This is a genomic window from Actinomycetota bacterium (assembly GCA_030682655.1).
Lineage (GTDB): Bacteria > Actinomycetota > Coriobacteriia > Anaerosomatales > JAUXNU01 > JAUXNU01.
This window is the reverse complement of sequence record JAUXNU010000199.1, coordinates 22,213-34,058: the sequence shown is the minus strand read 5'-3', so window position 1 is coordinate 34,058 and position 11,846 is coordinate 22,213. Positions and strand designations below refer to the sequence as shown.

Here is an 11,846-nt window from a genome sequence, read left to right as displayed (position 1 = left end):
GAGAAACACTTCCGCCGTAAGCCTAAGGGTTCCTGGGCAACGCTAATCGTCCCAGGGTCAGTCGGGAGCTAAGGCGAGGCCGCGAGGCGTAGTCGATGCACAACGGGTAGACATTCCCGTACCACTGATAGCGCGTTAATACCGATGGGGTGACGGAGTAGGGTAGCTGAGCGCGGTTCTGGACGTCCGCGTGAAAGGCTGTAGGGCGTGAGATAGGTAAATCCGTCTCACACGATGCCTGAGAGCTGATGACGAAGCGATTGAGTGAAGTCAGTGATCCCATGCTTTCAAGAAAAACCTCTAGGGAGTTCTATCAGTGCCCGTACCCCAAACCGACACAGGTAGGCAGGTAGAGAATACCAAGGCGATCGAGAGAACTATGGTTAAGGAACTCGGCATAATGGCTCCGTAACTTCGGGAGAAGGAGCGCCCTGGCTGGTCATCAAACAAGCGTTGAGAGCCAGCTGGGGCCGCAGTGAAACGGCCCAAGCGACTGTTTACTAAAAACACAGGACTCTGCTAAGTCGTAAGACGACGTATAGGGTCTGACGCCTGCCCGGTGCTGGAAGGTTACGAGGAGGGGTTAGCCTTCGGGCGAAGCTCTGAATCTAAGCCCCAGTAAACGGCGGCCGTAACTATAACGGTCCTAAGGTAGCGAAATTCCTTGTCGGGTAAGTTCCGACCTGCACGAATGGCGTAACGACTTGGGCGCTGTCTCAACCATAGACTCGGCGAAATTGTATTATTCGTGAAGATGCGAATTACCCGCGGTAGGACGGAAAGACCCCGTGAACCTTTACTACAGCTTGACATTGATCATTGGTTTGTCGTGTAGAGGATAGGTGGGAGGCTGTGAAGCTGGGGCGCAAGCCTTGGTGGAGCCAACCTTGGAATACCACCCTCGTCAGATTGATGATCTAACCCGGCGCCTTGAATCAGGGTCGGGGACCGTGTCTGGTGGGTAGTTTGACTGGGGCGGTCGCCTCCTAAAATGTAACGGAGGCGTGCGTAAGGTCCGCTCAGAACGTTTGGCAATCGTTCGTAGAGTACTAGAGCATAAGCGGGCTTGACTGCGAGACCTACAAGTCGAGCAGATACGAAAGTAGGCTCTAGTGATCCGGCGGCTCAGAGTGGAATGGCCGTCGCTCAACGGATAAAAGGTACTCCGGGGATAACAGGCTGATCCTCCCCAAGAGTCCACATCGACGGGAGGGTTTGGCACCTCGATGTCGGCTCATCGCATCCTGGGGCTGAAGTAGGTCCCAAGGGTATGGCTGTTCGCCATTTAAAGCGGTACGCGAGCTGGGTTTAGAACGTCGTGAGACAGTTCGGTCCCTATCCACCGTGGGCGTAAGAGACTTGAGAGAAGCTGTCCCTAGTACGAGAGGACCGGGATGGACGAACCTCTGGTGTACCAGTTGTCGACCAACGGCACCGCTGGTTAGCTACGTTCGGTTTGGATAACCGCTGAAAGCATCTAAGCGGGAAGCCAATCTCAAGAGGAGGTCTCTCACTGGGTCAACCAGGTAAGGCCCCTCGTAGACTACGAGGTTGATAGGCTGCAGGTGTACGCACAGCAATGTGTTCAGCCGAGCAGTACTAATAGGCCGAGGTCTTGATCTCATTCCGAGATTTTCAAGCGCTATGCAGCTCTCAGGGTGCAGACGCACCTATGGGGCTTATTGACAACGGCATATTTGCCGTCCACCGAGAGCCGGTGGATGTGTTGAGTGGTTATGGCGGAGGGGGTACACCCGATCCCATTCCGAACTCGGTAGTTAAGTTCTCCAGCGCCGATGGTACTGCGGCGTCAGGCCGTGGGAGAGTAGGACGCCGCTCAACACATCCAACGGCTCTTAGTGTTCTCGCGAACTCCGTGTCTCATGGCACGGGGCTCGCTTGTTGAAACGCGACCTTTTCGGTCAGGATTATGGTAGAATCCGCGACATCACAGAACGTAGGTGCCGGCCGAGAATGCTCGGTCGGTGAGAAGAAGGGAGCTCCGGATGAAGGAGCAGGTACAGGCAGCACTCGACAAGATCCGTCCGGCGCTTCAGGCCGACGGTGGAGATGTTGAACTTGTGGAAGTCGGCGAGGACGGTGTGGTGAAGGTCCGTCTAGTGGGTGCGTGCCGCGGTTGTCCGATGTCTCAGCTTACGCTCTCGAACGGTGTAGAGCGTGTGCTCAAGCAGGAAGTACCCGAAGTCGTTCGAGTGGAGCCTGTCTAGTCCGCGCTCACACCACTCTCTGAACTCAAGGGGTCGCCTCGTGCGACCCCTTGAGTCTCTTGCGCGCGTTCCGCCCGCTCAAACGCCGAGAAAGTGCGCTCGGAACTGCCGCAAAGCCACTTGGACGGCGTTACCCGCCGTTCGTCTCAACTTCGTTGACGTACCACATATGGGATGGTCTACACTGGTTGAACGCAACATGTTGTATAGGCGCATTCCACGGGCCCCAGGTGGGCCCGTTCGGCCTGGTGGGAGAAGGAACGCTGAGAGGGGCGGGTCATGCCGGACGCTGCACGTACGACCGAATACACACGAGCCATCGATGACATACTGTCGCCCAACTCACTCAAGGTGCTGCAGAAGCGGTACCTGACCAAGGACGAAGAGGGCAACGCAACCGAGAAGCCTTCGGACATGTTCATCCGCGTCGCCGAGAACGTTGCATCGGCGGAGCGCGCTTTCGGTGCAGATGACACGGCCGTGGCGACGCGCTCGCAGGACTTCTACGATTTCATGACGTCGTTAGAGTTCTTGCCGAACTCGCCGACGCTCATGAACGCTGGCCGTGACCTGCAGCAGCTGTCGGCCTGTTTCGTCCTTCCCGTTGGCGACTCGATGGACTCGATTTTCGGAGCGGTTCGCGACACCGCCATCATCCACAAGTCTGGCGGGGGCACGGGCTTCTCCTTCTCGCAGTTGCGCCCGGCTGGCGACCAGGTGCGGTCGACGCAGGGCGTGTCCAGTGGCCCGGTGTCGTTCATGCGCGTGTTCAATCAAGCCACGGAGGCGGTCAAGCAAGGAGGTACACGCAGAGGCGCCAACATGGGTGTTCTGCGCGTCGACCACCCAGATATTCTCTCGTTCATCAAGTGTAAGGCCGACGGCGACTTCGCGAACTTCAACATCTCAGTTGCTCTGACGGAGTCGTTCATGGAGGCCGTGAAGGCCGGCACCGCGTACGACCTTCGCAATCCTCGGTCAGGCGAGGTGGCCGGGCAGTTCGACGCGCGCGAGGTTTACGAGCTCATCATTGAGATGGCTTGGGCGACGGGTGACCCCGGGATCATCTTCATCGACCGCATGAACCGAGACAACCCGACGCCGCTTCTTGGTGAGATCGAGTCGACCAACCCCTGTGGAGAGCAACCGCTACTGCCCTACGAGGCCTGCAATCTCGGTTCCGTGAACTTGTCGAAGTTCGTCACGTTCACTGAGGGCGGACCGGAGGTAGAGTGGGACAGGCTTGCCGATGTGGTGCACCGCTCCATACGATTCCTCGACAACGTCATCGAGGTGAACCAGTACCCCCTGCCGAAGATCGCAGAGCTCGTGAGCGGCAATCGCAAGGTCGGTCTCGGTGTCATGGGATGGGCCGACATCCTCATCATGATGGGGATTCCGTATGACTCGTCCGACGCGGTGGCCCTCGGCGAGAAGGTGATGGGCTTCATCTCCGCGGAGGCACGTCAGGCGTCGGCGAATCTTGCCGAGGAGCGCGGGGTCTTCCCGAACTTCGAGGGCTCGATCTATGACACGCCTGAGGGAATGCGCGTTCGAAACGCCACGGTTACGACGATCGCCCCAACCGGCACCCTGTCGATCATCGCGAACTGTTCAAGCGGCGTGGAGCCCCTCTTCGCCGTCAGCTACATCAGGACCGTGATGGACAATGACCGTCTCATCGAGGTCAATCCGACGTTCGAGGAGATTGCAGTGCGTCGGGGCTTCTACAGCCAGGAGCTCATGGCACTCATCGCGGATCATGGCACCGTCCACGACGTCGACGATGTGCCGGAGGACGTTCGGAGCATCTTCGTGACGGCTCACGACATCGCCCCAGAGTGGCATATCAGAATGCAGGCCGCTTTCCAGAAACACACCGACAATGCGGTGTCCAAGACCGTCAACTTCGCGAATGAGGCCACCGCCGAGGACGTTCGCGAAGTCTACGATCTGGCCTATGAGGTCGGGGTCAAGGGCGTCACTATCTACCGTGACGGCTCCAAAGATAACCAGGTGCTCTCGACCGGGAAGACCGGCAAGGGCGGTACCGAGACTGCACGCAGCGCGCGGCCCGGGGAGATAGAGCCTCGTCCTCGGCCGATGGTCACCCAGGGGCGCACAGAGAAGATACTCACAGGGTGTGGGAACCTCTATGTGACAGTGAACTGGGACGAGGAGGGGATGTGTGAGGTTTTCACGCAGATGGGCAAGTCGGGCGGATGTGCATCGTCGCAGTCGGAGGCGCTCTCGCGGCTCATCTCGGTGTCTCTTCGCGCGGGCGTGGACCCGGATGCCATCATGAAGCACCTCCGTGGCATTCGATGCCCCAGCCCGAGTTGGACAGAGGGAGGAAAGGTGCTCTCTTGCGCAGACGCGGTCGGTATCGTCATGGAGCACGCTTTCACCTTCATGGAGACCGGCGAGGCCGGGAAGGGCGTGAGCAAGTCTGGCGACAGCCGGGACTACCTGTCAGGCGCATGTCCGGAGTGCGGGGGCTCGCTCGAGCACGAGAGCGGCTGCGCTGTGTGTCGCGCGTGCGGTTACAGCAAGTGTGCGTAGCTGTGGTGGGCTGGTTGAGGTAGATCGTGGCCGCGCCGAGGGTTTTGGGCGTGGCCACGTGGATGTAGGGGAGCGTGACACACGTGGTCCTTTCGGATCGATCCATCAAAGAGAAGATGCTCGCGGGTCGCATCCGCATCGAGCCTTGCGATCCCGATGATATCCAGCCGTCGAGCGTAGACGTGCATCTTGGCACTAGTTTCCAGGTCTTCCGCAACTCGCGTTATCCGTACATCGATCCCTCACGGGAGCAGCAGGGTCTCATGGAGCCGGTGAAGGCATCCGCCGAGGAGCCGTTCGTGCTCCACCCCGGGGAGTTCGTTCTCGGCACCACGATCGAGCGCATCGTGTTGCCCGACGATATCGTCGCTCGACTGGAGGGCAAGTCGTCGCTCGGTCGGCTGGGGCTACTCATTCACTCGACCGCAGGGTATGTCGATCCGGGTTGGGACGGTCGTCTGACACTCGAACTCTCAAACGTCGCGAACCTGCCGATCGTGCTCATGCCCGGAATGGCGATCGGGCAGATATCTTTCTCAGAGATGACGACTCCGGTTGAGCGTCCGTACGGGACACCCGGGCTCGGCAGCAAGTACCAGGGACAGGCCGACACCACTCCGAGCCGCATGTTCGAGAGTTTCGAGCGGTAGGGCCAGTGGTGGAGGAGTTGCGCGCGCCTGGCGTCAGAGTCCCTTGGTCACCCGGCTGACGATAGCCGCGGGGATGAATCCGGCGAAGTACTTGCCGAGTTTGGACTCCATGTAGGGTAGCCAGCGCAGCTTGCGCTGGATGTTGCGCGCGATTGGTGCGCTTGCGCGGGTGAATGTCCCCAGTGCGCTCTCGGAGTTGCCGGATGCGATCGCGAGTCCGGCTAGCTGGCCAGAGTTCATGGCGTAGGAGATGCCCTCTCCCGAGGTGGGGGACATGAAGCCCCCTGCCTCGCCGGCGAGGAGCACACGTCCTCGGCCAGGCACGATATCGGCGGGGGAGCGGACCGACAAGGCGACACACGCCTCGCGCTTCACTGTCTCGCCAAGCTGCGGAAGCTTCTCGCGCAACATCTGCATAGTCTGGTCTTGCTTCTCGTGGGGCCGCTTCGTCTTCGGGTAGTAGACGGATCCGACGATGGCGGTATCGCCCTTTGGCACGATGTAGGAGTAGGCGTAGCAGTCTCCGATGTCCCGCATGTAGATGCAGTCGAAATAGGGCTCAAGCTCTCCGTTCAGCGTCACGAAGTCCTGGAGCGTCACGTACGTTGCGACCGAGCCGATTCCGAGCGCCCGACGTACGGCGGAACGTGCGCCGTCGGCTCCGATGAGATTCGAGCAGTGTACCTGGGTGGGAACACCACCGTTCTTGAGGGAGACAAAGAGGCCGTCCGGTTCTTCGGCGAGACCGTTGAGCTGGGTGTCCGGCACGATGTCCACATTGTCGGGCAGGTACGACATCATCCAGTCGTCGAACCCCTTGCGGTCGACATTGAGGAAGCGGAGTGCCGTCGGTTTCTTGATACCGCGGTCCCAGTCCCAGTAACGGAAGTTGACGTGTTCCGGATCCCGGATGAGATCTTCGGGCACGGGGCCGAGTCCGGCGATGAACTCTTGCGCGAACTCGTTCAACATGCCGCCGCAGCTCTTGTCCCGAGGCAGGGAGGACGCCTCGACGAGAAGGACGCGTCCGGCGCGGGCGGCCTCTTTGGCAGCCATCACGCCGGCCGGTCCAGCGCCGGCCACGACAGTGTCGTAGTGTTCGGGCAGGTCTTTGAGCTGTCGACGCACGCGCATCCCCCCATGGTTGAATACAGCACACGAGGCACGATTCCTGCTGCACAGGGTGTGCCGGCACCGAATGCGCGTGCCCACGAACGCATCGCGGGACGTGGAGGATGGTATCATCGCTCAACCGGCATGAACAGTCAGGAGGCACGGGATGGCAAAGTGTTGGGAACAGCGGGGCTGCGATGAGGAGATGCAGAGCAACTGCCCGCATCCCGAGGAGATCGGTGACAACTGCCCGACGAAGTGCGCGTTCGCTGCCTGCGATCGACCTCAGTATGAGTTGACCACCGACGCAGCACTCATCTTCGACCCCGATGTGGACCGCAGCGAGGCCGTGAAGGACGTCTGCATGTTCTGCGGGTTCTACCTAACGAAAGGCCCTCGTCTCGATCGGACGAATGCCAAGTAGTACGGCGCGTCTGAGCGCTGCTGAGGTGGGGGATATCGAGCACAGGGCCGCCGGAGCGATCTGACCGGTTGGAGTGACGAGATTGGGAGGGGCCATGTCGAACTACGTTCCGCGCTACGATGACTGGGATGACCTGTACGGCCTCGTTCGAGACCTGTTCTGTGGCGCCGCTGTGACGTGTCTACTCTGGGCCACACACCGCATTGCCCGGGGAATGCTGCTTGGCGCACGAGTCAAGGCACTTGACGAGTTCGGTGACGCGTTCACGCCCGAGGAGCGCGAGGTGCTCATCCACAGGATCAAGCACGACTCGTTCAAGTACTAGACTGTGTCGTCGCGATACTCAACGTCCGCCTCTGGTGGACGGGGCACGATCTCGCCGGTCGCGCGTGAGATCGTGGCTTTCGGGCGAGAGCTCCAGGCGCAAGGGGCCGCGCAGGTCGGAGCTGCGTTCACCGACAGCCCGGAAGCGAACGGGCTCATCGAAGACTCACCTGAGGCGTTCCTCCTTGGCATGCTGTTCACACAGGGTATTCCCGCCGAAAGGGCGTGGGCGGGGCCTTACCTCCTGCGGGCGCGCCTGGGTCACCTGAGTCTGGCCCGGCTGGCCGAGGAGCCGGATGCCGTGCGTGCGGCGGTTCAGGCGCCTCCGATGTTGCATCGCTTCAAGAACACGATTCCGAGGTGGATCTCCTCGGCGGCCAGGAAGCTGCTTGAGGAGTATGGGGGCGATGCGTCGAGAATCTGGGCGCCCGGCAGTCACGTGCTCGAGGTGACCGAGCGCCTGTCGGCCTTCGATGGCGTCGGGCGCAAGAAGGCCGTGATGGCCGTCGAGATCCTGCAGCGGCATTTTGGCGTCGGACTTGTCGGGCGCGAGTTCGGGGCGGTTGCCTACGACGTTCACGTGCGTCGCGTGTTCTTGCGTTCAGGTCTGGTCGAGCACGACACAGTCGCAGAGGTCGAGACTGCTGCGGCTTGCGCGTGCCCTGAATCACCGGGAACGGTGGATCTTGCTGCTTGGCTGATCGGTCGTGAGACCTGTCGCCCCAAGGCTCCGCGATGCGGAGACTGCCGTCTCGGGGGTGTCTGCCCCCGCCTCACGTGGCTCGTGGTGGATGGCGTCGGAGCGCGCGATGGGCGCAGGGCCTAGTCCTCGGCCATGCCCCGCATCACGAGACCCGAAAGCAGCTTGGGGTAGAAGTACGTCGACTTCTGCGGCATCATGTCGCCGGCAAGCGCCACTTCTCGCAGCTGGTCCATGGGTGTGGCGCGCAGAACGAAGGCAACGTCGTGATCGGCCGTCATCTTCAGGGCCTGATGGACGTCCTTGACGAAAGTGAGACGCTCGAGCGTTTCCGGTTTGTCGGGGTGAATGCCGAGGATTGGTTCGAGCACGAGTTCGAGCAGTACTGCGACATCGAGCTCCTTCCAGGCGCGCGAGCGCGGAAGGGGGATCACGGTGTCGAGATCGACGTCAGGACGCAGCTCCGCGAGGCGAGGCCGCGCCTCGTCGCGAGCCTGAACCAGGAACCCCGGGCGAACGAGCGAATCCAGGGCGCCAGCGGGATGTCCCGGCGGCAGGTCACAGATGTCGAAGAGTCCCGATAGCGCCTGGTAGAACGCGTCGTTGTCGAAGTCGCCAGGCGCGTTCGCTACCCGGTGTGTCGGCAGCACGACGAGGTTCGGATCATCCATGTTCACAAGCGCCATCATCACCCAGTCGTAGGCAGGATCGGTAGGCGTCCGTCCAGCCGCTGCGTCGGCCGCGCGGCGTTCGTCACGATAGGCGAGCGCGGTCGTGTAGCGGTGGTGGCCGTCGGCGATGAAGACCTGCTTGTCGGCGAGCGCAACCGAGAGCGCGTCGATGGTGGCCGGGTCGGTCGTGGACCAGACGGTACTGTTTGCGCCGTCGACATCCACCGCGCTCATCGCCGGTTCGGTGGCCATGACGGCTTCGAACAAGACGTCGGCGGCTCTCTCGCTGTCCGGATACAGGCCAAGGACCTGCGACAGGTTCGCCGCGCATGCTCGGGTGAGGTTGAGCCTGTCACCGAGCGCCTTGGGCAACGTGCGTTCGTGCGGAAGCACGACGCCTGCGTCAAATGGCTCCAGTTTCAGCTCGACGATGAATGCCCGTCGTCGGACCTCTCGTTCGCCAAGTGTGAAGCGCTGTTCGAGCACGTAGAGGGTTGGGACGGCGTCCCGAACGAGGATCTCCTCGGCTTGCCACGCTTTCCACCGCGCCGCCCCCGTCTCGTATCGGTTGCCGGGCACAGCCGGGTCGAGGGAGCCCTCGGGCAGCTCGAGAGCAACGATGTTGTGCGGGGATTTCGAGAGCAGTGCTTCGCGCTCCTCGGGTGAGATGACGTCGTATGGCGGAGCGGTCAGGTCGTCTATGTCCGCGACGGTTCGCGCGAAGGTATGTGCGCGGAATGCGCGTACGCGTGCCACAGGGATCCCTTTCCTGTCGTGCGTCGGCGGAGGGGGCGGGATGTTGTTGGCGCTGCCCGGGCTGACAGTCTACCCGACGAGTGCGCGTAGCGCCACGAAGATGACCATGCCTGCGACTGTGGCGCCGAGGAAGCTTCGTGTCTTGTGGTAGACAAGCGCAGTGGGAAGCGCCGCGAGCAGATACGGGTTCTGCCACGGGGTCATGAGGTTGCCGCCCGGGCGAAGGATCTCGCCCGCAACCAGAGACCCCATGACCGATACGGGGACGAAGGACAGCCAGCGCATCACAGGTCGCGGTAGCTCGACCCTCGACACGATCGCGATGGGAACGAAGCGTACGAGGAAGTTCGCCACGGCCATCCCAACGATCACTCCCCATATGATGCGGTCACTCACGGAACAGCACCGTCCCCGCTGTCGCGGCGACCATGGTCGCGACGACAATGAACCAGCTTGTGGGGACATCAAGGCCAAGGCTCGCCAGGGCCGGAAGCATGACTGCTATGGCGGCAGCGACGATTCCGATGATGACATGCCGGCGGTCCTCGGCCAGGGCGATGAACAGCGCGGTGAACATCGCCGGCATCGCGAAGTCAACTCCGAACCGTGAGGGATCGCCGATCCACGCTGTCGCGGATGCCCCGATGACCGTGCCCCCGACCCACCCCACCCACGCGATCGCGCCGACACCCGCCATCGACATTGCGCTTGAGAGTCCCGAGCGTCGGTCCGTGATGTTGATGGCGAATGTCTCGTCGGTGAGTGTGAATGCGAGGACCGCCTGACCCGAGAGGGAAGTCCTCCGCAAGTGAGGTGACAGAGTTGCTGCGAAGAGCAGGTACCTGAGATTGACGATGGTAGTCGCGGCGACCACGGCGACGGCACCTTCGCCCGCACGCATGAGACTGAGTGCGATCAACTGCCCGGCACCGGCGAGCGCGGTCGCGGAACAGACCGTCGCCTGGGGTATGCTGAAGCCGATCGTTGTGGCAATGACGCCAAACGCCATGCCCACCGGCATGTAGCCGAGGAAGATCGGGAATCCGAGGCGCGCGCCACGCATGAAGCGCGACCGTTTCGAACGAGTTGTGTTATCGCTGCCAGTGGATTGCACGTTGGTCATGCTAGCACTGGTAGAATCTCGAGTCAGTGCCGATACCTACATTGTGGCGCGTTTCTTGCGTGCATGTTCGAGACAGTGCGGTGTGCGGCTCCGCATCGCGGTACAATGTACTCAGGGTCGGATTCGTCCGAGGAGGCGAGGACGATGCAGTTCGTAGTGACATGCCCCGTCGACGGTCCCGTCGAGGTCGCCCTCGAAGATGTGGATACGGTCGTACTCCGGGAACCCGAGCAAGCCGAAGTCGTCTTCACCTGCCCCGAGTGCGGCGCGGAGATATCTGTGAGTGTGCGTGTCCCGAGCTTCCTGATGGCAGCGATCGAGGCGATGGCCGAGGACGGAGGGGGCCGCGCCGCACCGCTTGCCGGCATCATGGCCCTTGCCGGGGACATGGACATCGAGATCGAGACCGCGGACGAGGAGCGAATCGACTCCTATTGCGAGTACTTCCGTCAGCAACTTGCCGAGGTGACTGACGTGAGCGACATGTTGAGAGAGATAGGCTGTGACGATGACGGGCGCACGCGCTAGCGCCAGGTCTTGAATCGGGGAGTCTTCCGATCGGCGTAGGCTGCCGGGAGTATCAACACCGCTCCGGCGAGGAAGCCTCCGATGTGTGCCCACCAGGCCACACCTGCCGCGGTCGCCTGCTGCGAGATCGAACCCACTCCTTGGGCGAGCTGCATCAGGAACCAGACGCCGATAACGAACACGGCTGGTACGGCGATGAGTTCCAGAATGAAGAACACCGGAATGAGCGTAAGTACCCGGGCGCGAGGATAGAGTACGAGGTAGGCGCCGAGTACGCCGGAAATAGCGCCGCTGGCACCGACAAGGGGCACAGTCGATGCAGGCGCATAGGCGACCTGGCCGAGAGTCGCGATGATGCCGGTCGCCAGATAGAAGCCAACGAAACGAAGCGTACCCAGACGGTCTTCGATGTTGTTGCCGAAAATCCAGAGGTACAGCATGTTGCCCCCAAGATGTATCCAGCCGCCGTGCAGGAACATCGATGTGAGCACCGGGAGCCAGGTCACGCGATTCCATGGGCCGTCCAGGAAGCGCGCCGGCGTCAGCGCCCAGGCATCGATCAGCACCTGAAGCTCCTTGGCGGGGAGACTCATCTCATAGACGAAGGCTGCCGCGTTCAGTGCGATGATCAACATGGTCACCCATGGGAACCGACGGGTTGGGTTCTCGTCGCGGAGGGGAATCACTCGGCTGTCCATTCTGATACCATCATCGTGCGGGCAAGTGTAACGCACGCGGGCTATTCAATGGACCCGGAGGTTCGCGCC

Annotated in this window: 12 protein-coding genes and 2 rRNA genes; 9 read left to right on the top strand and 5 right to left on the bottom strand. The window is 61.5% G+C overall.

Annotated elements, in window-relative coordinates:
- The 5 genes from Q8K99_13045 to dcd all read left to right on the top strand — a co-directional run.
- Positions 1 to 1,623: ribosomal RNA gene (locus Q8K99_13045) — 23S ribosomal RNA — on the top strand; the annotation flags it as partial.
- Between the two features lie 103 nt (positions 1,624 to 1,726).
- A 5S ribosomal RNA gene (gene rrf / locus Q8K99_13040) occupies positions 1,727 to 1,842 on the top strand.
- Between the two features lie 164 nt (positions 1,843 to 2,006).
- On the top strand, positions 2,007 to 2,228 hold the full coding sequence (locus Q8K99_13035) for a NifU family protein (GenBank protein ID MDP2183481.1): 222 nt from the start codon (positions 2,007 to 2,009) through the stop codon (positions 2,226 to 2,228).
- Positions 2,229 to 2,507: 279 nt separating this feature from the next.
- Positions 2,508 to 4,790, top strand: coding sequence for a vitamin B12-dependent ribonucleotide reductase (locus Q8K99_13030; GenBank protein MDP2183480.1), 2,283 nt, complete (start codon positions 2,508 to 2,510; stop codon positions 4,788 to 4,790).
- Between the two features lie 83 nt (positions 4,791 to 4,873).
- Complete coding sequence (gene dcd / locus Q8K99_13025; GenBank protein MDP2183479.1) at positions 4,874 to 5,440, top strand: dCTP deaminase; 567 nt, start codon at positions 4,874 to 4,876, stop codon at positions 5,438 to 5,440.
- Positions 5,441 to 5,473: 33 nt separating this feature from the next.
- On the opposite strand, the gene Q8K99_13020 is transcribed toward dcd, so the two are convergent.
- Complete coding sequence (locus Q8K99_13020; protein MDP2183478.1) at positions 5,474 to 6,568, bottom strand: FAD-dependent monooxygenase; 1,095 nt, start codon at positions 6,566 to 6,568, stop codon at positions 5,474 to 5,476.
- A 151-nt stretch (positions 6,569 to 6,719) separates the two neighbouring features.
- Here Q8K99_13020 and Q8K99_13015 point away from each other — a divergent pair, with 151 nt between their 5' ends.
- The 3 genes from Q8K99_13015 (at position 6,720) to Q8K99_13005 (ending at position 8,127) form a co-directional block, all read left to right on the top strand.
- Positions 6,720 to 6,977 carry a hypothetical protein gene (locus Q8K99_13015; GenBank protein ID MDP2183477.1) on the top strand — a complete coding sequence of 86 codons (258 nt, stop codon included), beginning with the start codon at positions 6,720 to 6,722 and terminating at the stop codon, positions 6,975 to 6,977.
- A 94-nt stretch (positions 6,978 to 7,071) separates the two neighbouring features.
- Positions 7,072 to 7,302 (top strand): hypothetical protein, encoded by a 231-nt coding sequence (locus Q8K99_13010; protein MDP2183476.1) that lies wholly within the window; start codon positions 7,072 to 7,074, stop codon positions 7,300 to 7,302.
- A 3-nt stretch (positions 7,303 to 7,305) separates the two neighbouring features.
- A complete protein-coding gene (locus Q8K99_13005) occupies positions 7,306 to 8,127 on the top strand; it encodes a hypothetical protein (GenBank protein ID MDP2183475.1) in 822 nt (273 codons plus the stop codon).
- On the opposite strand, the gene Q8K99_13000 is transcribed toward Q8K99_13005, so the two are convergent.
- From Q8K99_13000 to Q8K99_12990, 3 genes are all read right to left on the bottom strand, one after another.
- Positions 8,124 to 9,428 (bottom strand): DUF1015 domain-containing protein, encoded by a 1,305-nt coding sequence (locus Q8K99_13000; GenBank protein ID MDP2183474.1) that lies wholly within the window; start codon positions 9,426 to 9,428, stop codon positions 8,124 to 8,126. The two genes, Q8K99_13005 and Q8K99_13000, sit on opposite strands and share 4 nt — an antisense overlap.
- 69 nt (positions 9,429 to 9,497) lie before the next feature.
- Positions 9,498 to 9,824: an AzlD domain-containing protein gene (locus Q8K99_12995; GenBank protein MDP2183473.1), complete on the bottom strand. Its 327-nt coding sequence runs from the start codon at positions 9,822 to 9,824 to the stop codon at positions 9,498 to 9,500.
- Positions 9,817 to 10,491, bottom strand: a complete 675-nt coding sequence (locus tag Q8K99_12990; GenBank protein ID MDP2183472.1) for an AzlC family ABC transporter permease — start codon at positions 10,489 to 10,491, stop codon at positions 9,817 to 9,819. Before Q8K99_12990 ends, Q8K99_12995 begins: the two co-directional genes overlap by 8 nt.
- A 204-nt stretch (positions 10,492 to 10,695) precedes the next feature.
- On the opposite strand from Q8K99_12990, the gene Q8K99_12985 reads away from it, so the two are divergent.
- Positions 10,696 to 11,079: a hypothetical protein gene (locus Q8K99_12985; GenBank protein MDP2183471.1), complete on the top strand. Its 384-nt coding sequence runs from the start codon at positions 10,696 to 10,698 to the stop codon at positions 11,077 to 11,079.
- Here the strand turns inward: Q8K99_12985 and Q8K99_12980 are convergent.
- Positions 11,076 to 11,714, bottom strand: a complete 639-nt coding sequence (locus tag Q8K99_12980) for a rhomboid family intramembrane serine protease (GenBank protein ID MDP2183470.1) — start codon at positions 11,712 to 11,714, stop codon at positions 11,076 to 11,078. The genes Q8K99_12985 and Q8K99_12980 overlap by 4 nt on opposite strands.
- Positions 11,715 to 11,846: the final 132 nt, after the last annotated feature.